Genomic DNA, 22,181 nt, shown 5'->3' on the forward strand with positions numbered 1-22,181 from the left:
ACAAAATTTATGAAGTTTCAATATTCTTTCGTTGCTATGTCACTAGCCCTAGCTGGTTGTGGCGGTGGTTCTGGTGGTGACACGTCAACACCGACCTATAATGTAGCTGGCACCATCGTTTCTGCAGGTACACTTCTTGATACGCCAGTATGTATCGATTTAAACCAGAACTACGTTTGTGATACTACTGAACCGAGTGCTAAAACGGATAATGCTGGTAAGTTCTCCCTGACGTCAAGCGACAAGAACATTTTGACTAGCACGATTCTTGCTCAAGTTGATCAAAGCTCAAACCAAACGTTGCGTCTTGCGGCTCCAGGCCAAAACTTAGCCACGGGTAACACAGTAAATGGTGTAACAACATTGCTCGCAGGTCTTGTGGTTGACGGTAAAACCGTTGCTCAAGCTGAAGAGATTGTTAAAGCGCAACTGGCTAGTGTAGGCGTTTCGCTGAATGGTTCGGTGATGTCTAACGCAGAAGCCAGCGAGCTAGACAAGCTAGAGCAAAACACGGTTGCGCTATTAGCTGCGATGCAACCACAACAAATGACTAAAGGCGTAGCGCTGCTTGCTCAAAGTCTTAGCTTCCAAGGTAAATCGTTGGCCTCTGATCTTCTGTCTGAAGCGGAAGTGAGTGCATTTGCTGAAGAAATTGCAGCGGTTGTTGAACAAACAGCTGGTAGTAACGACACGGGCGCCGTTCTTCATTTTGCTGATGGCGCAGCAGACGTTGCTGAGGTTCAAGCTTCTTACCCTGGTCAAGATGCGGAATACGGCTTCGACAAAGAGGACAAGCAAACGTCGACAGGCGCGGGCTTTAAGTTCGTTAAGCTAGATTCACAAGGTGCTGCTTTAGCTGCAGATGCGACTGAGTGGGCTTGTACTATGGACGAGCGTACTGGTCTTGTTTGGGAAAACAAGAGTGCGGATGCGAGCTCGGTTCAATTTAAAGATCGTACATTCGTGTATGAGTCAGCAACATTCAAACCGTATTACGAAGATCTTGAAGTCGTTGGTTGTGTGGATGCTGCTGATGGCATCTGTTCAACAAGCCAATATGTTGAACATATAAACAAACAATCACTATGTGGCATTACTGATTGGCGCCTACCAACATACCAAGAGTTCTACGATGTTCTCGACTTAGGCGAGACAGAGAAAGATGCTGACGGCAATGTCTATGGTATGACGACAGCTTACTTCCCTCAACAGGGCAAGGGCAGCCCAGATGTTGAATCAGGTGCTATTTGGCTAAGTGATTTCACATTTAACAATTACTCTACTTATAACTACGAAGGTGCGCTTCAATTTGCAGTAGTTGCAACGAAAGGTGCTGACCGTGGTTACGTTAGCTTTGTTGAAATTTATTCAGACAAAGTGGAGCGTGACACAGGCACGTCATACCAATTCCCAATCCGTCTAGTAGCAGTTAAGGGCCAATAAGATGAAGAAACTAATCACCGCGCTATCTCTTGTGTTGGCTTCTCAAGTAGCCATGGCGGCACAAGAGTGTTCTACTGATTTTGGAAAAACAGCACCAAACTCTCGTTACACCTACTCCGATGCTGGGACGGTTACGGATTTAAAAACGGGCCTAACTTGGATGCGTTGCCCTGTTGGCTCAACGTGGAATGCGGCAAATGAAGCCTGTGATGGTGCTGCAACTAAGATGTCATGGCAGTTAGCGCTATCAACCGCTGAGCAAATCCGCAATGAATCAGGTAACCATGCTTTACATGACTTCGCTGGCAAAAAGAATTGGCGCTTACCAAACATTAAGGAGTTGGTCGCGTTGACAGAACGTGCTTGCCACAGCCCTGCGATGAACGGTACTGCATTCGCAAGTGGCTACACGCTAGAGGTGGGTGACTACGCAGGTTACATCTGGAGTAACACTCCGAACGGTGATGGCTCAAACGTCATGGTGTTTGATTCAGTGAATGGTGAGGTTTACAACTGGAGCCCACTAGAGCCAACGAACACTTTCTCTGTTCTGCTGGTCACCGACGAAGAATAATCAAACCGTTGGATTTTCTCTAATCCAGATATTAATAAGCTCCGCCAGTGCGGAGCTTTTTTCTTTTCTAACCTTTGAAACTTATCGTGTTGAGCAGAACCTTTAAACTTGGAACTGCTTAAGCTGATGCTTTTGGTTTTCTGCTAAGCCAGATAGCTCTTGCGCCGCCGCGGCTGATTGAGTGATACCAGTGACATTCTGACTCACCAATTCATAGATGGTGCTCAGATTGTTGTTGATGTCTGACGTTACTTGCTTTTGTTCTTCAGAAGCGGTTGCAACTTGGGTGTTGATCGCATTCAAATCTGAAATCGCACTGTTGATGTCACTTAGTGAACGACTTACTTCTGCGGCAAGCGATTGGTTGTCTTCAAGCATGGCTAGGCTCGAATGCATGCTTTCGTTTGCGTGACCAGACTGCTGCTGTAGCTCTTCAATGATGGTTTGGATCTCTTTGGTTGATTCTTGAGTTCTCGCTGCCAGCATACGTACTTCGTCAGCAACCACGGCAAAGCCTCGACCACTTTCACCCGCTCGTGCTGCTTCAATCGCCGCATTCAATGCAAGTAGGTTGGTTTGCTCAGAAATGCCTTCAATCACTTCGATCACGCGACCAATGTGTTCTGATTGATCTTTCAGCGATGTCACGACGGCTGCGGCTTCGTTGAGTTGTTCTGCCATTTTTTCGCTTGCGCGAGTGCTTTCCTCAAACATGCTCAGACTTTGTGAGGTAAGCATGCGTGCTTGATTTGATGCGCTATCGGCTTCTTGTGCATTGGTCGACACTTCAGCTGCAGTCGATTCTAGTTGGTTGATTGCCGAAGCCACTTGCTCAACTTCTTGCTTTTCTTGATCTGAGTTAACGCTGCTTTGAGTCATAACAGTCGCTAACTCGGTCGATGCTGATGCCACATCTTCACTAATTCGAACTAATGCACTCACGGTTTCACGCAGTTTGTCGATGGTTTGGTTTACATCCTGAGCCAGTTGCGACACTTCGTTTTTTCCGATGGCTTCGGCTTTAACCAATAGATTTCCCTTCGCGACTTCTTGCATGGTTCCTTGAAGGTTACGAATCGGTGCAACGATATAGCTGGCTAGTATCCAACTAATAAGCGAAGCGGCACTCAAGATAACTGCAAGCGTGACCGCGCTGTAAGTGAGCGTGGTTGAATGCTGTTCGCCATTCGCTTCCACTTCATCGGTGACGATTTGATTCAATTGCTTAGACAGGTTGTCGATGGCGTTGATCATTGCTTCGCCAGCCAATCGATATTCTGCCATCGCAGATTCGTACTTTTGATTGAAATCGGATGTGGTGTAACCAGAAGAGTGTTTGGTGGTGAGCAGAGGTGTCATAGTGACGCGCGTGAAATCAACATAGTGATCCATGGCTTTGCGCATGGCATTCACTTCGGTTTGAACTCCAGGGAGGCTATCGATGGAATTGAGAAAATCGCGGTTTTTGTTTTGTCTATCAGACAGTTCTTGGTTGAGAGATTGGACATCTTCGGCTCTAAATAGACTGTAAATGGCTTTGATGCGCATGGCGTAGGTGTTGTCTACGATGGCGCTGAGTTCCTCTTTATGAATGATCAGCTTGTTGGTGGAAGTGGAAACCTTATTGAATGCTTGGTCGAGCTTGCCGATTCCGACGCTCAATCCAATGACGAGTAATACAACGGTGAATAGAACAGGCAAAAAGACCTGAAGTTTAATAGAAAGCGTACTAAGAAATTGACGCATGATTGACCCTCTATCGGTTTGATTATTATCTTTTTTATAAATAAGCATCTCGATTTTAATTGCCACATTCGTCAAATCAATGACTTACTCATATCCAATTGTTATGAAATGTACCAAAATCGATGGAGTTATCATTTTGAACGCGCGGCAATTTATAAAAGCGCTAAGCTAAAAACAGTAGAGGGATCAGTCGCGGAATTAATATACAGAAATGACAACGTGTCATAGAGGGTTCAACTAAGTGAAACACAACTGTCATATTCAAATTCTAAAGTGAGCACCGTTCAAGTGAAACACAACGGCAATAAAGCCACTTAAGGAAATTGTGATGAAAAAGACAGTAATCGGTGCAATCGCACTTCTAGGCGCAATGGCAGTGACTCCTGTTTCTGCTAAAGAAACTATCTCTGCAGTGGGTTCTAGCAGCGTAACTCCACTGATGGAAGTTTTCTCTGAAACGTACATGAAGAAGAACCCTAACGTATTTATCGAAGTTCAAGGCCCTGGTTCTTCAGCTGGTGTTAAAGCAGCAAAAAATGGTTCAGCAGACCTTGGTATGTCTTCTCGTAATCTAAAAGACTCTGAAAAAGAATCAACACTAATCGAAGAAGTGGTTGCTCGTGATGGTATCGCAGTGGTTGTTAACCCACAAAACAAACTGCCTGGCCTAACAGCAGAGCAAGTGACTGCAATCTACAAAGGCGAAGTATCAAACTGGAAAGAAGTCGGTGGTGCAGACAAGCCAATCGTAGCAATTACTCGTGACACGGCTTCAGGTACTCGTGGCGCATTTGAAGACATCATGTCTCTTAAAATGAAGATTTCTGGTAAGAAGGTATCAGCTATCTCTCAACGTGCTCAAGTTGCAAACGGTAACGGCGCACTAAAAACAATGGTTGCATCTAACCCATACGCAATCGGCTACATTTCACTAGGTACGGTAGACAACACAGTTAACGCTCTAGCAATCGACGGCGTTGATGCAACGGTAGCTAACGTGAAAAACGGTTCTTACAAAGTAGCTCGTCCATTCCTTGTGCTTTACAAAGAAGGCAAGCCATCAGCTGAAACGCAAAAATTCCTAGACTGGATGCTAACTGAAGATGCGCAAAAGCTAGTTGACCAAAACGGTTACATCTCAGTTAACTAATTCTATCGGGACTCTTAAGTTTGCTCAGCCCACCATTTAGGGCTGAGCCTTTTCTATCCATAGTGTTCACCGGCAAAACGCCCAGAACCGTGAGATTTTTTAAATGACCATCGCAACAAATAGTGAAAAGCTTATGAATACTGACGCTAAAGCTATCAGCAAGCCCGGCCTGCGCGAGAAACGTCGCGTAGACTGGAAAGAGCGTATCTTCCACGGCTTGTTCCTAACCAGTGCCGTTATCGGCATCGTCTCATTAGCCGTTATTGCTTACTTTATTGTTCGAGAAAGTATCCCGGCATTCCAAGAAGCTGGTGTATCGGGCATCGTTCTTGGACAAAACTGGCTGCCGCCTGCACTTTACGGTGTTGCGACAATGATTGTTGCTTCTATTGTATCGACGGCAGGTGCGGTAATCGTCGGTGTGCCAATTGGTGTGCTGACGGCTATCTTCATTGCCGAAATCGCACCAAAGCGTCTTGCGGATATTATTCGTCCTGCAGTTGAGCTTTTGGCAGGTATCCCGTCTGTGGTTTATGGTTTCTTTGGTTTGGTCATCATCGTACCGCTGATTCAAAACATCTTTAATGTCCCTGCGGGTAACACGATTTTGGCAGGTATCATCGTGCTTGGTGTGATGATTCTACCGACCGTAATCACGGTATCTGAAACATCTATTCGAGCTGTGCCTCGCGCATACAAAGAAGGCTCTTTGGCACTTGGCGCTTCGAAAATCTACACAATCTTCAAATTGCTCGTTCCAGCGGCTCGTTCAGGCATCATGACGGGTGTGATTTTGGGTATTGGCCGTGCTCTAGGTGAGACAATGGCGATCATCATGGTGATGGGTAATGCACCTGCTATGCCAGAAGGCATCCTAGATTCGGCACGTACGCTAACCGCAAACATCGCGATTGAAATGTCTTACGCAAGTGGTATTCACGCCAACGCTCTTTACGCCACTGGTGTTGTACTTCTGGTCTTCATCATGTCGTTGAACGCTGTACTTCTTTACCTAAACCGAGAAAAAGCGAAGTAATCGCTCGTTAAAGGTGACTATTATGGATCGCGCAAAACTAAAACAAGCTCGCCAGTTCAAAGATAACGTCTTTAACGCTTTGGTTTGGATTTCGGCTGCACTAACGGTAGGCTTTTTGTTCTGGATTATCTGGTACATCCTATCAAATGGTCTACAACACGTAGATTGGAACTTCATTACTGATAACTACACACGTACTGGTGAAGAGCACGGTATCTTCCCGATGATCGTCTCGACCATCTACATGGTTATCGCATCCATCGCGGTAGCGGCGCCACTGGGTATCATGACGGCAATCTACTTAACCGAATACGCGAAAGTCGGTAGCCGATTGGTAAAAATTATCCGATTCTGTACTGAGTCGTTGGCGGGTATCCCGTCGATCATCTTCGGTCTATTCGGTATGACGTTCTTCGTGGCAATTCTTGGTCTGGGCTTCTCTATTCTGTCGGGGGCACTGACTCTAAGTATTCTTATTCTGCCAGTGATCATCCGTACTACGGAAGAAGCACTGATGGCAGTGCCTCAAACGTATCGTGAAGGCTCTTACGGCCTTGGCGCTTCAAAAATTTACACTATCTGGCGTTTGATTCTTCCGAGCGCAATGCCAGGTATCTTAACCTCGGTCATTCTAAGTATTGGTCGTGTCATTGGTGAGTCTGCTCCTGTATTTCTGACAGCAGGCATGGTTGCTCGTATTCCAGATTCTCTGTTGGACTCCGGTCGTACATTAACCGTTCACCTATACAAACTGACTACCGAACTGTTTACCGTTGAAGAATGGAATCAGGCTTACGGTACCGCAACAGTGCTTATCGTGGTTGTTCTTCTGATCAACATGGTAACGAAACTGATTGCTAGACGTTTTAACACCGCAACTTACTAACAACACTAATTAAGAACGCACGTTAAAAGACACGAATTCAAGATTTAAGAGATTAAGAAAATGAACAAATTTGATATTGAAAACCTAGACTTATTCTACGGTGAAAACCAAGCACTGAAATCGATCAACCTACCAATTCCAGTTCGCCAAGTAACGGCACTTATCGGCCCGTCAGGTTGTGGTAAATCAACGCTTCTACGTTGTTTGAACCGCATGAACGACCTAATAGAAGGCGTGAAAATTACGGGTAAATTGGCGATGGACGGCGAAGACATTTACGGCAACATTGATGTCGCGGATCTTCGCATCAAGGTTGGCATGGTGTTCCAGAAGCCAAACCCATTCCCGATGAGCATCTACGAAAACGTGGCTTACGGCCTACGTGCTCAAGGTATCAAAGACAAGAAACACATTGACGAAGTGGTAGAGCGTTCACTACGCGGCGCAGCACTTTGGGACGAAGTGAAAGATCGTCTGAAGTCACACGCATTTGGTCTATCGGGTGGTCAGCAACAGCGTCTTTGTATCGCACGTACGATCGCGATGGAACCGGATGTTATTCTGATGGATGAACCAACTTCGGCACTTGACCCAATTGCGACACATAAAATCGAAGAGTTGATGGAAGAGCTGAAGAAGAACTACACCATCGTTATCGTGACTCACTCAATGCAACAGGCGCGTCGTATCTCTGACCGTACTGCGTTCTTCCTAATGGGTGAACTGGTTGAGCATAACGATACTCAAGTGATCTTCAGTAACCCTCAAGATGACCGTACTCAAGGCTACGTAAATGGTGATTTCGGTTAATTCGCCATATTTACAAGCATAACTAAATAACTATAAGCGATGGTAACTTTGCCCCTCTTTTTGAGGGGCCTTTTTCTTTTCAAGCTGCGGATTTATAACACCAACCTATACCAATAATTCTTGCAAGGAAGCACAAATATCCCCCTTTTTTATAGAACATGTAACTTATGTGAAATACGGTTATAAAAGTGCTGAAGAGCTCTCGAATGTGAAACTAAGTCTGATAATTTTGCGAATGACTTAACAGCTCAAATTTGATTGTATTGATTGCATATGATGGCCTAAGTAGTTTTTTATCGAGAATAAAAAAGTAGATTAGGTTGGTAGGGTGAGTTTAAGAAGTTTTACAAGAAAAGTGTCTTCAACGAGGGATCATCGGTTATTAGCGGAGGCGATATTTGATCATTTAGAGAGTTTGTTCTCCCCTCAAGCCTTAGCCATTTTTGAAGATCCTTCAATCAATCCCCGTTATTCTGTGAGTTTCTCTCGCGGGGAGCTTTACCCAATCCAAAGCTATCCTGACAGCTTCTGGGAGTGGGCGAGTCAGTTTGACACTTCTGAAAGCATCATTCCTCTGGCGATCAATACTTGTAACTGGAATCACACCCAAGATTTAGGTGGAGATAGTTACATAATGATGCTCGATAACACGCCTATCAAACGCACCTACCTACTGATTCAATCTGTTCATGCTCGCACGGCACACAATATCTATGAAGAAAGCTATGATGCAATGCAGCTTGCAGCGGCGCGTTGGCAGTGCATTCGCGCCGAGAAAAATGCGTCGCAAGAGATGAGACACAGAGACATTCGTGAAGCGCAATATGTCGATGAAATTAACCAACGCGAGCGCTTTATCGAGAACATGAAGTTAGTTCAGCAAGTTGCTCTCGAGATCTCCAACCCTGATTCCTTAAAAGATTTGTATTACAAAGCCGTCGAAGCGCTACGTCAACGGTTGGGGTTTGATCGCTCCACACTGATGCTTTTGGACATGAAAAAGCGTAGTTTCAGTGGAACGTACGGCACGGATGAATCAGGCATCACCATTGATGAGTTTCACACGCAATACGATTTACACCAACTGAGCGAAGAATACATCGCTGCGCTGTCAAGCCTTGAGAGCAACCTAGTGATCGTGGAAGATGCGCCGATATACACAGCTGGTAAAGTGGTTGGGCAGGGGTGGAACGCGATGTTGATTCTACGTGATGGCAATGAGCCATTTGGTTGGTTCGCGCTTGATAACTTTATTCATCGCAAGCCAATAACAGCGTATCAAAAACAGATGTTGGACTCGTTTGGCTCCCTTTTCTCACAAATTTACATTCGAAAGCGCCAGGAGCAGAACGTGCGTATGTTGCATTCAAGCATGGTTGAGCTATCACGCTGTACAACCGTCAGTGATGTATGTAAATCGGCCGTCACTTTTGCCATCAAAAATCTTGGTATTGATCGGATGGCGGTGTTTTTGACCGATGAAAACTGCTCATACATGCAAGGTACTTGGGGGACTGACATTCAAGGCAATGTGGTGGATGAGTCTTATTTCTTTGGTGAGACACAAGACTTTTCGTTGATCAATTTAGCTCGCGCCGTACCTAGTGAAGTTGCATTTGAGGAATCCGTTCCTATTTATCATGACTGTAATATTGTCGGCTTTGGCTGGGCTGCGATGACGGTTTTGACTTCGAATAGCAGCGGGCCCATCGCCTTTATTGCCGTTGATAACTTATTGACGCGCGCGCCGCTGACTTCTCAGCTACGTGAAGTGATTCGTATGTTCGCTTCCAGTCTAGCGGAGGTTTTGCAGCGCACTCAAGCGCAAGAGGCGATTCGCGGATTAAACGAAAACCTGGAGTTAGAAGTACAGAACCGAACCAAAGAGTTGGAAGAAGCCAACCGACAGCTTGAGGTACTTTCTAAACTTGACCCTCTGACACGTCTTGGCAATCGCCGTATGTTAGAACATGTGATGCAGAAATATTGCGCGCTAGAGTGTGAGGAAGCGATGTCCTTTGGTCTTATCCTGATTGATATTGATCACTTTGGCTTGTTTAACAATCACTATGGCCATCTCGAAGGGGATATCGCACTAATGCGCGTGGGTCATATCTTGGATCATCATACCAAAGGTGAAGACGAGGTTTTCTGTCGCATTGGTGGAGAAGAGTTTGTGTTACTAATGATCGGCTCTGATCAAGAGGCGGTAAAGCAGAGAGCGGAACGTATTCGTCAATGCATTGAAGATGAAGGCATCAAACACCAACACAACCCAGAAGGGGAGTTGCTCACTGTGTCAGTCGGTTATTCTTGCTACAAAACGAAAGGCAAAGACTTTAATTTCGACCATCTTTACCAGTTGTCGGATAAGGCTCTCTATCAAGCGAAGAGCCATGGTCGAAATTGCGTAAGGCGATATGAGTACGAGCATCAAGCTTTTGTTGAATAAGTGATGCTCATAACATCAAAGTTACTGAGACAGTTTGGTTGATTTTTAGATAAAACTGCTAAAGTGTGTTTGGTCGCACAAGAAAAATGGCAGCTCTCGTGAGCTGCCATTTTGCTTTATAGTTTTTCTAGCTGGTGCTCGGTTTTCGTTACGTTTGCTTTGCTAAGGTTTTGAATTTTTGCCAGTAGCGAGTCTGGACGCCAAGGTTGTTGATTGGCACTAAAACGCGCTTGGTTCATAGCATCAAGTTCTTGTTTTACGGCTTGCGCATCACCAGGGCTTAATCTGTCTCGGTGAGTATTTAGATACTCGTTTACTGAGCGTTCAATTTTAGCAGCGTCCCCTTCATTGATGACTTTTTTCAACGCATCAACGCAAAGAGGTTGCTCGGTATTCGAAACCGTTTTACTCGCCGTCATAGGACGCTTCTTCCATGCCCAAATCGCGATTCCTAACGTCGCCACCCAAAGCCCAGCGAAAACAAAGGTCAGGGTTTTCCAGAGACTGCTCACTCCACCGTTTGGTTCGGGACTGATGGCTGACTCAGGTGGTGTTGGCAGAGGCGATTCCGGCAACGTGATAAGCCCGGTGTCACTTTGCTCTATTTCTAATTGTAGCTCTGGTAACGTCGCTTTTTTCGCTTCATCATTTTGGCTGTCCCACCAGTTCAAATGGTATCCCGGCAAGGTATATGACCCAGCCTCAGTGGGGATAATGACTTGCTTCACTGTCATGATAACGGTGCCATCTCTCGCGCTGTCGAATTGAGGCTGTTCTGGGTAGACCCGCAGCGAACTTGGATAATCAATACTTACTCGTGGAAGGTATTCGGCTTGTGTTCCGCGAGCTTTAATTTGAATGGTTCGAGTGAGTGAAGAGCCCTGTTTGACAGTGTTGAGCGCATTAACCGACAGTGGATTACCTTGATCGTCTTGCCAGCTCTGCGTCATTTCTAACGCTGAAGCTGGAAGCCATTCCCCTTCAAATTCGCTTGGAATTGGTTTTACCTCGATAGGCATTTGCTCAGCTTTGGTGTTGATTGGCATGATCTTGGTAGAGCCCGTCAAGCTGTCGCCATAAATGTAAGAGCCTGTCAGTCTAGGACCTATCAAGGTGTAAGTACCCGGCTGATTCGCCGTTAAGCGAAACGACTGTTCAATGACCGCTACTTCTAATCCATTTAAGATCTTTTGTCCCTGCTGTAAGCCACCAATCGCTTCAAGCTTCATGCCTTCAATCTGTGGAGGCACAATTTGTGGGTTATCAAGACGGCGGGTATCTGCTTTGATCAAAAGCTGCATACGTAATGTCGCAGATTGTTGAGGGTACAGCGTGCTGTTGTCGACACTGATATTAAAGCTAAATAGGTCATCGAGATTGGGTTCAGCTTGGCTTGCGGTGACACGAAGCTTTATTGGCTCCGTTCTCATACCATCTGCGGAAAAGCTCGGAATAGTCAGAACACCTTCTTTCATCGGCGCAATCGAGATACTCCACTCAGTACGTACAGATTTTCTTCCGTTAATGTTATTGCTGGAGCGCCCATAACGAGGTTGACCCAAGAAAAAGTCGTTCTCAAGTACATTAAAGTCAATTGCATCTGAGCTGAGCTCAGTATCTGCCATGATTCTGAGGTTGATCACTTCATTCTTAGCAACTTGTGTTTTATTGACGCTTGCTTGAAGCGTCTGTGCCATCACCGAGAAGCTGGATAATAGGCTGGCCACAAGAATAAAGATCAGTTGTACGCCTTTGTTCATCACGGGCTTACCACTCCTTTTGAGATTGTTGTGGAGGTTGTTTTTGTTGAGCTTGAAGCTGCATTTGTGCACGAATCAAAAAGCTTGGATCGCGAGCGCTTTCGACTGCTTCTAGACGACGGAATTCAGGATCATCCCGATGCGTGTTTTTTGGCTGCACTTGAGCCTGCATTGGTTCACCTTGTTCATGAGCCTGCTTTTCACCTCGTTTCGGTCGATGTTGCTCTGTTTTTTGCTTTTCTGTTTTATTTTCAGATTCTTGCTGATTTTGTGACTGTTGTCCTTGCTCTTCCCTTTCACCGTTTTGAGACTTTTGTTGCTGTTGCTGTTGCTGTTGCTGTTGCTGTTGCTGTTGCTGTTGCTGTTGCTGTTGCTGTTGCTGTTGCTGTTGCTGTTGCTGTTGCTGTTGCTGTTGCTGTTGCTGTTGCTGTTGCTGTTGCTGTTGCTGTTGCTGTTGCTGTTGCTGTTGCTGTTTCAGCTTCTGTTCCACAACCGACAAGTTTTTCTTTGCAGCTTCAAAGTTGGGCGTTTCTTCAAGCAGTTTTTTATAAAGCTCTGCTGCTTCTTCTAATTGACCATTTTGCGCCAGAGAGTTGGCAAGGTTATAGCGGCCGTTAGGAGAGGAGTCATGAGAAAATGCTTCGATAGCGGCTTCGTAGTCACCTTTTTGGTAACTGGCGGCTCCTTTCCAGCTTGGGTTTGTAAATAGGTTTTGCGCCTGTTCATACTCACCTTGCTTGTAGAGTTCCGCTCCTCGTTGGTCGGCATTTAAGAACGGATTTGCTTCGGCGTGTTGTGTCCAAGTCATCGGTATTATTGTTGCCACAAACATCCAAATCAGGCCGCGTCGGAACAGTAAAGCTGCAGGCAGAAGTAACAGCGGCAGCAACCAAAAGCCACCGTTTAAGCGAGAGTCAGTGCTCACTTCTTCACTCTTCTTGGCCGAAAGTTGACTGCCAACGTTGCTCGTAAAGGCCGAAATTCTCTCAACATCGCGATAGGTGTGCTGAATAGGAACAAAAATTCCACCTGTTTTCTTTGCTAGTATTTGTAAATTCTTCAGATTTGTTTTCGCTACGACAGTTGTGCCTTGTGCAGTCTTTAAAAGAGAACCATCGGGTAGGGCAATGGGAGCACCATTAGCGGTTCCTACTGCAAGAACAGAGATCCGAATGTTTTTACCTTCGACTAAATTCAACGCGCGAGACAGTTCTGACTCATCAAGGTCATCAGCTAACACGATGATGTCGCCTTGTTGCACACCTGCTTGAGAGAACTGGTTGAGCGCTAATTCAATTGCGGAAGGCAGGTTTGCCCCTTGAAAAGGCATTAGCTCTGGTGACAAATTCTCGATAATGCCGGCAAGCGTACTGGAATCAGTCGTCAGTGGACTTAAGTTATAGGCATCGCCAGCGTAAGCAATAAGACCTGTAGCCCCTTCTTTCCATTTAGGAAGTAAGTCCAGCGCCTTATAACGTGTTTGCGCGAGTCGATTAGGCTTGATGTCCGTAGCGAACATCGAGCGAGACATATCAAGCACTAAAATGCGGTTTTGGTTTAACTCAAAGCTTGGGCGAGCGTTGGATTGCCAGCTTGGTCCCGCTAGCGCAATGCAGGCAAGCGCCCAAGCTACGCCCCAGAGAATAAAATAGTGTTTGGACTGCGTGTTTTGTCCGAGCACTTTAGCTAGGTGAGGGGCAATCAGTGTCGATTTTTTTGCTCTAAATTTGTGATTGAGCAAGAGCGCAATAGGGATTGCGATAAGCCCCAAAAGCCAAGAAGGGTTAAGGAAAATAAACTCAGCCATGTTTTCTCCTCAGTAGGAATAACAATACCGACAGTACGAATGCAGCGCTTAATGGGTATGGGAACCATTCTGACTGCGGACGCCAAGTTTGCGTGTCGCTTGACACGGGCTCGAGCTGGTTGATCGTGTCGTAGATCTTTTCGAGCTGATCAGTATCTCGCGCCCGAAAATATTGTCCACCAGTCATCTCTGCCACTTTAGTTAGTGTTTGCTCATCCAAGTCGGCTGCGGTGTTAACCTTGCGAGTCATGAAAAACTCTTTCACCATCATTTCACCAGCACCTACGCCTACGGTGTAAATGGTCGCATTGTATTTTTTTGCGATTTCCGCTGCTTCGAGCGGTTCGAGCACACCGGCTGTGTTGCTGCCGTCACTAAGCAAAATCATGACTCGTTGCGGAGCATCACTGTCTACAAAAGTTTTCGTGCCTAGACCAATGCCATCACCAATGGCGGTTCGTTGACCAACCAAGCCGATGACGGTTTGATTAATCTGCTGCATGACGGTTTTACGGTCTGCAGTGAGTGGCGTTTGCAAATACGCGTGATCGCCAAACAAAACAACCCCGAGACGGTCACCTTTTCTTTTTGCCACGAAATCCGATAGAACTTTTTTGACAGCGGTGAGGCGGTCTATGTATTCGCCGTTGAGCTCCATGTCTTCTTGTTGCATCGAGCCAGATAGGTCGACGACTAACATCAAGTCCCGATATTTGGGTTGGAACTCAACTGGATCACCAAACCAAACTGGACGCGCACAAGCAATGATAAGAAGAACCCAGATCGCCATTGATAGTGATTTTTGCAGGGCTTGCCTAGGCTTGCTGCCATTCTCATTAGTTGGTAAGTACGCCAATTTGATCTCGGCTTGTTGAGATTCTTGTGGCAGGAGCTTGTATACCAGCCAGGGGACAGGCAGCAAAAATAGTGCCCACCACCAGACAAATTCAATGTTTAGCCATTGGGCAAGATCGGTTATGAGTGTTTGCTCAGTCACGGTTATTTGCCTTTTTCTTTGGTGGCAAAGCGTGAGTTATCCAAAAGACACAATCATCGACCAAGCTTTGATGATTTTCTTGAGAGGATTTCTGATACAGCGCTTCTTGCCACTGATATTGTTTGTCTACGAATCGAGTTTCTTTGGTATGGCTATCGAGAAATTCATACCAAGCGATTCCAGTTAATGGCGCGATTTCTTCACGCGGAAAGTAACTCAATGCCGCCTGACGCAATATTTCTAGAGCAGAGGAAGGGGTATGAGGTGTGACAGATTGAGTTAAAAGTTTTAAGGCTGCCTTTTGCGCGCGTAGGCGTTTTTTACGCCACTTCGTATAAAGATAAATGCTGAAAACGAAAAGTACGGTGGCCGCAAGCACTGCCCACCATCCCCAAGCGAGCGGAAACCAATCCGGAGCGTTTGGTAAAATCAGAGGTTCAAGGTCTAGGCTTTGGTTGTTTGTTGTCATTATTATTACTGCTTAATAAATGCTGCTTGTACAGTTTGTTAGCTTAATTGTGAAATCAAGGGCCAACCACTTGATAGCGTGTTAAATGGAATCGCCATCGAATGGCATTGCTGTTTAATGGTTTCTTGGTGTTGAGTAAAGTGTGTTTCGAGTTCCTTTCTTTGGCCCTTGGAGCCAAAGTTGAACCATTGACTACGTTGTCCATCCGAGGCTTTTACTTGACCTCTAAAGTTTGTTTCACCTCTTTCTAAAGGATCATAAAACTGAATAGCCCTCACACTGTTGTGCTGTTTTAGTCGACGTAACTGCGTCAACTCTGCTGCGCTTATGTGGGCAAAGTCGCTGAGCATAATCAGTTCGCTGCCCTTAGGTGTCAGTGTATGAAGTGTTTCTAACACCTGAGTATACTGCAGTGTACGAGCCTCGTTGTTGGCAGTACGAGCCACCTGCGCGTTATGTGTATCGACGATAGCATTAAGAATCCGCAGCCCCTGTTTTTGTAGAGAGGAAGGGCGAAACTCAAAACATTGATGTCCATCGTCAATCACCGCACCGATGCGATCCTTTTTAGCCAAAGTGAGCCAAATCAACACGCTGGCAAAGTGAGCCAATTGAACCGACTTAAGCATATACTTTGACCCAAAATGCAGGCTAGAACTCAGGTCAAGGTAAAGAATCACAGCTTGCTCTTTGTCTTCTGCAAATAACTTTGTGTGCGCTTTCCCTGTACGAGCAGTTACCCGCCAATCAATACTGCGGATATCATCGCCAGGTTGGTATTGGCGTACTTCCATAAAATCCATGCCTCGCCCTTTTTGGCGGCTGGTATGGTTACCGCTCATTTGCGACCAGATACTTTGTGCTGGTGGCAACCAACGTACAGATTGAGTGCGGTATTGCAGCAGCTCTTCAAGGGTTAATGTCACCCCATTCGCATGAGGTGGCAATGGATGCGTTGTGGACATATCACTCCCTCGTCTTATGCACTGCCAACGAGGTTTAGCAGCTTATCAATGACTTGGTTTGCCGTAATGCCTTCCGCTTGAGCGTGGTAACTCAGTAATAAACGGTGGCGCAAAACCGGATAAGCCATGATTTGAACATCTTCTGGGGACACAAAATCACGACCTGCAAGCCAAGCGTGCGCACGGGCACAACGATCCAGAGCGATGGTGGCACGTGGACTAACGCCCATTGACAACCACTTATCCAGCTCAGTGTCATATTCGCTGGCTCGACGTGTTGCCATAACTAAACGGACGATGTACTGCTCTATCGTTTCGGCCATATGAATATCCAACACTTCTTTACGCGCAGTGAATATATCTTGTTGGCTTAACATTGGGCGCTCGACGGTAGTTTCGCCTTTTGCTTCACCGCGGTTAATACGCAAGATAGATAGCTCATGCTCCGCATCTGGGTATTCCACTTCTAAATGTAATAAAAAGCGATCTAGCTGTGCTTCAGGTAGTGGATAAGTCCCTTCTTGTTCAATCGGGTTTTGAGTCGCCATGACCAAAAACAACTCTGGCAACGGGTAAGTATGGCGACCTGCTGTGACTTGTTTCTCTGCCATTGCTTCAAGCATCGCCGCTTGTACTTTGGCCGGTGCACGGTTTATCTCATCCGCAAGGATAAGAGAATTGAAGATAGGACCAGATTGGAAAGTGAACTCTCCGGTTTCGGGGCGGAAGATATCGGTGCCGGTTAAATCGGCTGGCAGCAAGTCAGGGGTAAACTGAATTCGGTGGAAGTCGCCTTCAACACAATCTGAGAGTGATTTTACTGCACGGGTTTTTGCCAGCCCAGGAGGGCCCTCAACCAAAATATGTCCATCTGCCAAAAGGGCAACAAGCAGTTGTTTGACTAGATCTTGCTGACCAATGATCTGCGACTCTAGGTATTGCTGAAGAGTTTCGAAGTTAGATTTATGCATGCTTTGGACTCTCGATATCCATTTGATTTTTGTGTTGAGTATTGGTCATTTTCCAGATGGAAAAAGTTCCAATGCGCTTTCGCAATTTATCTTTTCAATATTGGGACTCTGCAGAGAATTGCAAGTACTTGCTATCACTGAAAGTTCTTATCTGACAGAGCGTTACATTTATTTTTCATAATATAGTGAGAAATGCCTCTAGTTTTGTATATGTGAGCCGATAAAGTTTCTGTGATGTGCGTGTCATGAGATATGCACCAGATTCCCCTTATGGGGCCAATAACAAGTGATTCTTTTAAAAGGTCCGAATATGTTGAAACTTCATTCCTTGAGCATCAAACAGAAGGTTGTACTTGGTATTACGTTTGCTGTTTTAGCATCAACAATAATCGTTGGTGTTATGGCTCAGCGTCATGCAAGAGATGTGTTGAGCCACCGTCTTATTGATATCGAACTACCTGCGATGCTGCAGCAAATCAATACAGAAATTGACCGCGAAGTTGTAGAGATGCAACAAGCCGCAAAACAGCTCGCAACAAACGAGTTTATTGTCGAAGCCCTATCTAATACAGACCGCGACCCGTCGGTAGAAGTTCAGTTAGTTCAGCAGCTCAATAACGTTAAATCCCAGTACGGACTTAATGATGCGTCGGTAGCCAATCGTCAAACGGCATATTACTGGAATCAAAACGGGTTCTTGCGTCAGCTTAATCGAACTCAAGATGCTTGGTTCTTTGGCTTTACGTCTTCTGGTCAAGAAACGTCAGTGAGCGTTTTCCAAGAGGCAAACGGCGAAGTAAAAATGTTTGCCAACTACCAAGACTTAAATGGTACATCAATGTCAGGTCTTTCAAAGTCGATGGACGACATGGTTGCGCTGCTCAATGGGTTTAAAATTGAAGATACGGGTTATGTGTTCCTCACTAACGAACAGGGTGAGATTCAAATACATCGTCAACAAGGTAAAAACCAAACTTCTATCACCAAGCTATTTGGTAATGATGCGAGTGCACTGCTGAATAAAAACAGCTTCAATTTGATTAATGTGGAATTTGAAGGGCAGGACACGTTTGTTTCCAGTTTGTATGTTCCTTCAATGAATTGGTTTGTCATTGGTGTAGTTCCTGTCGATGAAGTCTTCGCGGACCTAAATGCTACTGCGCAAAAAATGCTGTTTACGACCATCATTGTCGCCGTTGTATTCATTCTGATGGGCATATGGTTGGCAAATAGTATTACTAAACCAATTCGACTGATTGCTGATCGTTTTACCGATCTTGGGCAAGGTGAAGGCGACTTGGCGCAGCGCATTGAAATTCAGGGTAATGATGAAATTGCTCAGCTTTCAAAAGGCTTCAACGGATTTATTGAGAAGATCCACGCCACAATGAAAGAAGTTGCTTTAACCAGTGGCTCATTAAGTCAAGCGGCAGAAAGTGTTTCGACGAAAGCAACATCCACACATGACAACAGCCAAGAGCAGCGTGATCAAACCATTCAAGTTGTTGCGGCGATTAACCAGATGGGTGCGACCATCAGCGAAATTGCATCGAACGCGGCTACTGCTGCCGATACGGCAAATCAGGCTTCTGATAATACTCAAACGGGTCGTGAAGTGGTTATGAAAGCCAAAGAGGTGATTAGCCGCCTAGCTGATGACGTAGAAACGACCAATATTGTCGTCACGCAGCTGGCATCGACAACTAAAGATATTGGCTCGATTCTGGGCGTAATTCGTGACATATCAGAACAAACCAACTTGCTTGCGTTGAACGCCGCGATTGAGGCTGCACGTGCTGGAGAGCAAGGTCGTGGTTTTGCAGTGGTTGCTGACGAGGTCAGAAACTTAGCGTCACGCACGGCTGATTCAACAGAAGAGATCCAACGGATGATCAACCAACTTCAAAGTGACGCACAAGACGCAGTAAGTGCGATGGAAGCGGGTAAAGCGGTCACTATTGAAGGGGTTGCTTCAACCGATGAAGCCGTGGAAGTGTTAGTCAATATTTCTGAGCGAATTACAGACATCTCTGATCGTAATACGCAAGTTGCGACGGCGACGGAAGAGCAATCCACTGTGGTGCATACCATTAACCAAAACATTGAAGAAATCAACGCGATCAATGAAATGACAACGGCAACGGCAGAAGAGCTGGCGGATGCAAGTCGTGATCTTCAAGCGCTCTCTTCACGTCTGGACAAGATGGTTGGTAGCTTCAAGCTATAGAGTTGGATAGAATAGCCGAAGTTTAAAAGTTCACTAACTAAATTTAGGTAAGTACTATGAATGACTTCGAAAAAGAACTAGAGCAGATTTCTCAGGAAGCCGCTCAGGAGCCAGAAGTAAAACTGCCGTCGCTAGAAGAGCAAAAAGCGATCGTCGCTGAGCTAAAAAAGCTGGAAGCAGAAGGTAAGTTGACGCCAGAAGTGCTAGAGCAACACTTTGGTAAATTTAACCAAAAAAACTCTGTTCCAGTTCACTAAGCTAGGGTGAGGTTTCGGCTCTAACGGGCGCGACAAAATCACCAACTCAAATACAAAAAAGGGAGTGTATGCTCCCTTTTTTAATGCCTGAAAAATGCTAATACCTCTTACAGACTTGCCACTTAAAAATTATTGACACTTCAATGAGTTATTAATTAGTACTAGTTATTTTCATACTTGACAATACTACTGCTCTATCTAAATCTATTGCGTATTTCAATAAAAGCGACCAAGGGAATGCGATCAGGATGGAGCAACAAAAAACAAGAAATGTCATTTTAATCACGGAGGGCAGTCTGCAGTCATCTCTGCTGAAAGATGTATTGGAGACCAAACTCGGTATTAGTGTTGCTCTAATCATACCAGACTCTCTTATTCAAGGAGCGTTAGATTCGCCTTTAGCGTCAGCCATTATTGTTGATTGCAGCGTGATCACTGATGAAATATTTCGGCGTTATTCGGAATTTAAAGAGTCGCAACAGAAAGATACGCTCGAAATCTTAATTAATTGTGATCAATCCATTTCGACTGAAGATCTTTTTGCTTGGCGTACTCTAGCAGGTATTTTTTATACCTCTGATGATATAAAAACGCTGCAAGTTGGGATTGATAAGGTACTTAAGGGGGATATGTGGTTCAGCCGTAAGTTTTCTCAGCAATACATTACTCACCTTCGTCGCCACTGCAAACCGATAAATAAGAACGTTCCCGCTATTTTGACCAAACGAGAGAAACAAATAATTACCTTTCTCTCTATGGGGGCTTCCAATCAACAAATTGCCGAACAACTATTTGTGAGCGAGAATACGGTAAAGACTCATTTACACAATATTTTCAAGAAGATTGAAGTAAAAAATAGAGTCCAAGCACTTATTTGGGCGAAAGAAAATATTTCGGATAACTCGTTAACAGTGTAATGTCCTTGAAATATTGCGTTATTTAATTTAGTGAATTCTTAATCATTACTGTGACCTAAATGTGTTAAAAGTGTTTCTTTTATGAGAAACACTTTTTTTGATTCTCTTTTTAATAACTTTGGAATTTAAAAAAGTAGCAAATAACTTTACTCTGTGGACTAACACTTACATATCACACTAAGTGCGGACGATTAACGACTAATTTAAGAATGTTAAGTCACTGAAAGTATGAGAAACATTATGGAACAGTATATGGAAAAGCCTGAAGTCCTAATGCTCACTCAACAAAGTTTACAGAGTGAAAACTTTAAGGAAATGCTTTCTAAAAATATAGAAACTAAAATAACGATCATAGATACTAAAAACCCTAGTTATCACGAACTCATTCCGGAACGCTACTTTTTGCTTGTTGATTTTTCAGTTGAGATTCCATCCGAAACTTTAGTTTATTTAAAAGATAGTAATAAAGTACTAGGAACCATAATGCTTAATTTAGGTTATGACTTAGACACAGAAGAACTCGCCTCATGGCCGCATGTAAAGGGTATATTCGGTCCGGGAGACTCTATGGACAAGGTGTGTCAGGGGTTAAAAGCAATAATAAAAGGAGATAATTGGCTGTCTCGAAGATTACTGGATCAGCTGGTTAATTATTATCGAGGAAAAGAAGCGAATAGCATTATTGAGCCTGCTATCGAGGTAGAGCTTACTCGGCGTGAAATTCAAGTTTTAAAAATGTTGAAAGAAGGAGGCTCAAATATGGAAATTGCTGATTCTTTATTTATCAGTGAGCATACTATTAAATCACATCTATACAATATTTTTAGAAAGTTAGAAGTAAAGAACCGTACGCAAGCAACAAGTTGGGCTAGGCGAAATCTGTAGTACTAGTATTAACTTACTGTAATAAAAAGAAAATACTCTATAAAGTACTAAGTTTTATATTTATTATTAAAATGTCAGTCTGAAATATCATCCCATATTCAAACTTATTCCTATTCGGTTGACTATTAGACTTCTCATGTCTGTTACAAATCTACTCAGACATAGAATAAAAGGTCTATTCAATTATTAAGACAAGAGGGAATAAAAATGAGCACAAGTGACAATGACACGTATCTAGGCGATGCAGGTGTAAATAACCAATTTGCTGATTTCGATGGCGGCGATGACTTGTTTATTGGTTTTGGTGGTAATGATTCGTTTGTTGGCGGTGGCGGTAACGATTATGTGATCGGCGGCGACGGTGATGATCGCCTAACTGGTGGTGCTGGTGATGACATCCTAAGGGCTGGTACAGGAAACGATTACCTCGGCGGTGGTACAGGTAATGATTTGCTTTTGGGTTTGTTGGGTGACAACAAACTAAATGGCGGCGTCGGTGAAGATATTCTTGTAGCTGGTTCTGGTGATAATGTTCTAGTTGGCGGCAGCAATGGCGATAAGTTTGTGTTCACGGATAAGTTTGGTGGCCATGGCGAAGCAAAAGTTGTGGATTTCACCATTGGTGAAGATTCTTTGCACATTATTAGCGACTCGGTCACAGACTTCGGTGATTTAAGCTTTAGCTATGATGCTGTAGGTAATGCCGTGTTTACCGATGGTGCTGATCTAACCGTGAAACTCATTGGCGTTACCGAAACTGACATCAATACTTACGGTGCGGATTTATTTGCAATCTAAATGACTTAAATCACTCAGAATGGGATTTAGT

The 22,181-nt window shown here is 44.7% G+C and carries 19 protein-coding genes; 12 read left to right on the forward strand and 7 right to left on the reverse strand.

Features of this window, described 5'->3' with window-relative positions; genetic code table 11:
- The first annotated feature begins 9 nt into the window (after positions 1-9).
- Complete coding sequence (locus VEA_RS21275; RefSeq protein WP_006741925.1) at positions 10-1,443, forward strand: Lcl domain-containing protein; 1,434 nt, start codon at positions 10-12, stop codon at positions 1,441-1,443.
- A gap of 1 nt (position 1,444) precedes the next feature.
- The gene (locus VEA_RS21280; protein WP_006741924.1) at positions 1,445-2,017 is read left to right on the forward strand and encodes an Lcl C-terminal domain-containing protein; all 573 of its coding nucleotides are present in this window, start codon (positions 1,445-1,447) and stop codon (positions 2,015-2,017) included.
- A 102-nt stretch (positions 2,018-2,119) separates the two neighbouring features.
- Here the strand turns inward: VEA_RS21280 and VEA_RS21285 are convergent, their stop codons facing one another.
- Positions 2,120-3,763: a methyl-accepting chemotaxis protein gene (locus VEA_RS21285; RefSeq protein ID WP_006741923.1), complete on the reverse strand. Its 1,644-nt coding sequence runs from the start codon at positions 3,761-3,763 to the stop codon at positions 2,120-2,122.
- Between the two features lie 328 nt (positions 3,764-4,091).
- Between VEA_RS21285 and VEA_RS21290 the strand changes: the two genes are divergently transcribed.
- The 5 genes from VEA_RS21290 (at position 4,092) to VEA_RS21310 (ending at position 10,097) form a co-directional block, all read left to right on the forward strand.
- Positions 4,092-4,913 (forward strand): phosphate ABC transporter substrate-binding protein, encoded by an 822-nt coding sequence (locus VEA_RS21290; RefSeq protein ID WP_006741922.1) that lies wholly within the window; start codon positions 4,092-4,094, stop codon positions 4,911-4,913.
- Positions 4,914-5,016: 103 nt separating this feature from the next.
- Complete coding sequence (pstC, locus tag VEA_RS21295; RefSeq protein ID WP_006741921.1) at positions 5,017-5,949, forward strand: phosphate ABC transporter permease subunit PstC; 933 nt, start codon at positions 5,017-5,019, stop codon at positions 5,947-5,949.
- 22 nt (positions 5,950-5,971) lie between these two features.
- Positions 5,972-6,835, forward strand: coding sequence for a phosphate ABC transporter permease PstA (gene pstA, locus VEA_RS21300; protein ID WP_005397882.1), 864 nt, complete (start codon positions 5,972-5,974; stop codon positions 6,833-6,835).
- 60 nt (positions 6,836-6,895) lie between these two features.
- Positions 6,896-7,645 (forward strand): phosphate ABC transporter ATP-binding protein PstB, encoded by a 750-nt coding sequence (gene pstB / locus VEA_RS21305; protein ID WP_005397884.1) that lies wholly within the window; start codon positions 6,896-6,898, stop codon positions 7,643-7,645.
- 328 nt (positions 7,646-7,973) lie between these two features.
- Positions 7,974-10,097 carry a sensor domain-containing diguanylate cyclase gene (locus tag VEA_RS21310; protein WP_006741920.1) on the forward strand — a complete coding sequence of 708 codons (2,124 nt, stop codon included), beginning with the start codon at positions 7,974-7,976 and terminating at the stop codon, positions 10,095-10,097.
- A 116-nt stretch (positions 10,098-10,213) separates the two neighbouring features.
- On the opposite strand, the gene VEA_RS21315 is transcribed toward VEA_RS21310, so the two are convergent.
- From VEA_RS21315 to VEA_RS21340, 6 genes are read right to left on the reverse strand one after another with little or no spacing between them, the layout of a single operon-like run.
- A complete protein-coding gene (locus VEA_RS21315; RefSeq protein WP_006741919.1) occupies positions 10,214-11,860 on the reverse strand; it encodes a BatD family protein in 1,647 nt (548 codons plus the stop codon).
- Positions 11,861-11,864: 4 nt separating this feature from the next.
- A complete protein-coding gene (locus VEA_RS21320) occupies positions 11,865-13,664 on the reverse strand; it encodes a VWA domain-containing protein (protein ID WP_006741918.1) in 1,800 nt (599 codons plus the stop codon).
- On the reverse strand, positions 13,657-14,661 hold the full coding sequence (locus tag VEA_RS21325) for a vWA domain-containing protein (protein WP_006741917.1): 1,005 nt from the start codon (positions 14,659-14,661) through the stop codon (positions 13,657-13,659). The genes VEA_RS21320 and VEA_RS21325 overlap by 8 nt, the downstream gene beginning before the upstream one ends.
- The gene (locus VEA_RS21330; protein WP_006741916.1) at positions 14,654-15,130 is read right to left on the reverse strand and encodes a DUF4381 domain-containing protein; all 477 of its coding nucleotides are present in this window, start codon (positions 15,128-15,130) and stop codon (positions 14,654-14,656) included. The genes VEA_RS21325 and VEA_RS21330 overlap by 8 nt, the downstream gene beginning before the upstream one ends.
- A gap of 38 nt (positions 15,131-15,168) precedes the next feature.
- The gene (locus tag VEA_RS21335) at positions 15,169-16,095 is read right to left on the reverse strand and encodes a DUF58 domain-containing protein (protein ID WP_006741915.1); all 927 of its coding nucleotides are present in this window, start codon (positions 16,093-16,095) and stop codon (positions 15,169-15,171) included.
- 14 nt (positions 16,096-16,109) lie between these two features.
- On the reverse strand, positions 16,110-17,066 hold the full coding sequence (locus VEA_RS21340) for an AAA family ATPase (RefSeq protein ID WP_006741914.1): 957 nt from the start codon (positions 17,064-17,066) through the stop codon (positions 16,110-16,112).
- 310 nt (positions 17,067-17,376) lie between these two features.
- Here VEA_RS21340 and VEA_RS21345 point away from each other — a divergent pair, with 310 nt between their 5' ends.
- The 5 genes from VEA_RS21345 (at position 17,377) to VEA_RS21365 (ending at position 22,150) form a co-directional block, all read left to right on the forward strand.
- Positions 17,377-19,293 (forward strand): methyl-accepting chemotaxis protein, encoded by a 1,917-nt coding sequence (locus tag VEA_RS21345; protein WP_006741913.1) that lies wholly within the window; start codon positions 17,377-17,379, stop codon positions 19,291-19,293.
- A 56-nt stretch (positions 19,294-19,349) separates the two neighbouring features.
- Complete coding sequence (locus tag VEA_RS21350) at positions 19,350-19,550, forward strand: restriction endonuclease subunit S domain-containing protein (RefSeq protein WP_005392406.1); 201 nt, start codon at positions 19,350-19,352, stop codon at positions 19,548-19,550.
- 248 nt (positions 19,551-19,798) lie between these two features.
- Complete coding sequence (locus tag VEA_RS21355) at positions 19,799-20,467, forward strand: LuxR C-terminal-related transcriptional regulator (RefSeq protein WP_006741912.1); 669 nt, start codon at positions 19,799-19,801, stop codon at positions 20,465-20,467.
- 228 nt (positions 20,468-20,695) lie between these two features.
- A complete protein-coding gene (locus tag VEA_RS21360; RefSeq protein ID WP_080619247.1) occupies positions 20,696-21,352 on the forward strand; it encodes a LuxR C-terminal-related transcriptional regulator in 657 nt (218 codons plus the stop codon).
- A gap of 207 nt (positions 21,353-21,559) precedes the next feature.
- On the forward strand, positions 21,560-22,150 hold the full coding sequence (locus tag VEA_RS21365) for a calcium-binding protein (RefSeq protein ID WP_005392412.1): 591 nt from the start codon (positions 21,560-21,562) through the stop codon (positions 22,148-22,150).
- The last annotated feature ends 31 nt before the right edge of the window (positions 22,151-22,181 follow it).

Origin of the sequence: Vibrio antiquarius, assembly GCF_000024825.1 — a bacterium.
Taxonomy (GTDB): Bacteria; Pseudomonadota; Gammaproteobacteria; order Enterobacterales; family Vibrionaceae; genus Vibrio; species Vibrio diabolicus.